The organism is Amycolatopsis thailandensis (assembly GCF_002234405.1).
Classification (GTDB): domain Bacteria; phylum Actinomycetota; class Actinomycetes; order Mycobacteriales; family Pseudonocardiaceae; genus Amycolatopsis; species Amycolatopsis thailandensis.
Window position 1 is genome coordinate 1 of record NZ_NMQT01000246.1, and the last position, 824, is coordinate 824.

The 824-nt window shown below is 68.1% G+C and carries 1 protein-coding gene; it reads right to left on the reverse strand.

Translation table 11 applies throughout. The features are described from left to right. Positions 1-293 precede the first annotated feature (293 nt). Positions 294-755, reverse strand: coding sequence for a hypothetical protein (locus tag CFP71_RS42005; protein ID WP_244200040.1), 462 nt, complete (start codon positions 753-755; stop codon positions 294-296). Positions 756-824 lie beyond the last annotated feature (69 nt).

The following is an 824-nucleotide window of genomic DNA, read 5'->3' on the forward strand; positions in this document are numbered from 1 at the left end:
GGAGGCCTTCACGGACCGGTGTTCTGCGGGGCGATCAGCGGGCGGTGGCAAGGGGCCCGGAGGTGTCGCGAAAGCCACTTTCGCGACATCAGATGTCCCGAAAGTGACTTTCGCGGCGCCCGGGTCCGGCCCGTGCGGGCGAGCGACAGACGACACTCACCACTCACGACCACCCCGGCCTGGTGCGGTGGTGGTGTTGTGAAAGCCACGTTCGCAACGTTGAAGGTTGCGAACGTGGCTTTCACAACATCATCCGAAGCCGGCACGTAGGCGAGCGAGTACGACACCGTCGCCTAACCGCGGGTGCTCTCGGCCACCGGGTCGGGTTGAGGGGGTACGTCCGTCTCGATCACCTTCGGGACTCCGCGCAGGCTCCGCAGCGCCACCACCGCGAGGACGACCATCACCGCCGCGCTGCCGAGCATGCTGGTCCGGATGCCGCCGACGAACGACTCCTCGGCCGCCGTGCGGACCGCCGTCGCCACCGGTTCCGGCAGGCCGGTCGCGACCGCCGCGGTGGCGCTGAACGACTCCCGCACCTGGGCGGCCAGATCGGGCGGCACGCCGGCGGGCAGGGTCAGTTCGGCGTGGTAGACCGCCGACAGCACGCTGCCGACCACCGCGATGCCGAGCGAGCCGCCCAGTTCGTACGCGGTGGCGGAGATCGCCGACGCGGCACCGGCCCGCTCGGCCGGGGCAGATCGGAAGAGCGTCGGGGAGGGAAAGGGTGTAGAGCGCGTGGGTGGCAGTAGCATTAGATCACAAAAACACCTAGATATACGTGATGCTGAACAATAGAGGTGTGATACGGGCAGTGAGCATGC

What these genes read in the sequence shown, in the direction of transcription:
- CFP71_RS42005 (WP_244200040.1), bottom strand. Translation starts at nt 755, where the DNA reads ATGCTACTGCCACCCACGCGCTCTACACCCTTTCCCTCCCCGACGCTC.